The organism is Halomonas sp. AOP7-B1-5 (genome assembly GCF_052353045.1).
Classification (GTDB): domain Bacteria; phylum Pseudomonadota; class Gammaproteobacteria; order Pseudomonadales; family Halomonadaceae; genus Vreelandella; species Vreelandella colorata.
The window spans coordinates 1-928 of the sequence record NZ_JBQTDC010000117.1; the positions used below are offsets into that span (position 1 = coordinate 1).

The following is a 928-nucleotide window of genomic DNA, read 5'->3' on the forward strand; positions in this document are numbered from 1 at the left end:
TTAAGTAACTCTAAATTAATTAACGCCGTATAGAGGGGTTAGCTATGTATGTTAATACATAACCGAATATTACGCTTTAACCAAAACTCAACCTTGAATTAAAAATACCAAGTGTTAAGAATTATTTTAAAGCTTTTGCTATAAAGCTTTTAGTTCGATAAACGTTTTGAGACTTCAGGCGGCATAACAGAAGACAAAAGTAAAGGTACCGATTCTAGTGCAACAGTCCCATCTTTTATTTTTCTTTTAATATAAGCTGGGTATTTTTCTGGAATATATATCTCTTGAAACCATCCTCTAAACTCAGATAAAGCTTCAATTGGATAAGCATTAATTTCAGGATCCAGCTGTCGGTAAGATTCGGGGTATTTATGAAAAATCTTAATTCGTTTTCCATGGACTCTTTCCAAATTTTTTATTTTCCAGTACTTAGCCCAATGTATGCCTAAACTACCGTCTGGCATGACTGAATCGTCAACAGTGATATTGTTACGGATTAGAGAAGCAATAATAGTTGTAGCTTCATCAAACATCGTAAAGTAACCTTTAGGACATTCATTGTTTAATACACGCTCTTGGAACAGCTTCCAACTTTCCGCAACTAGATCTTGTTCACTATAATCAAGTCGGTCATAAATATATTTCCGTAAGCCTAGCTTGGCAGCTCTACGATAGTTGCGAACGGCTTCTGGCTTGATTACTTGCGCATAGTGCGCATAGTAGTCAGTAATCGCCATTACAATTTGCTCAGGAACAGCGTGAATAACACCTGTAATTGAGTTTTTGCTGTTGATTTCTACATATAAACTGTCTGGAACAGAATCAGACTCAGTCCACTCTTTAATCAACTCTGTAAGTTGTTGACCACGAATTTTTCCTTGAGCCTCACCTACAGACCAATCTTGTGCCAACTGAATAATAGAGCTAG

The 928-nt window shown here is 36.3% G+C and carries 1 protein-coding gene; it reads right to left on the reverse strand.

Annotated elements, in window-relative coordinates:
- Positions 1-149: 149 nt before the first annotated feature.
- Positions 150-928: hypothetical protein (locus ACT3XD_RS19630; RefSeq protein WP_444280703.1), on the reverse strand; the 779-nt coding region annotated here is incomplete at its 5' end.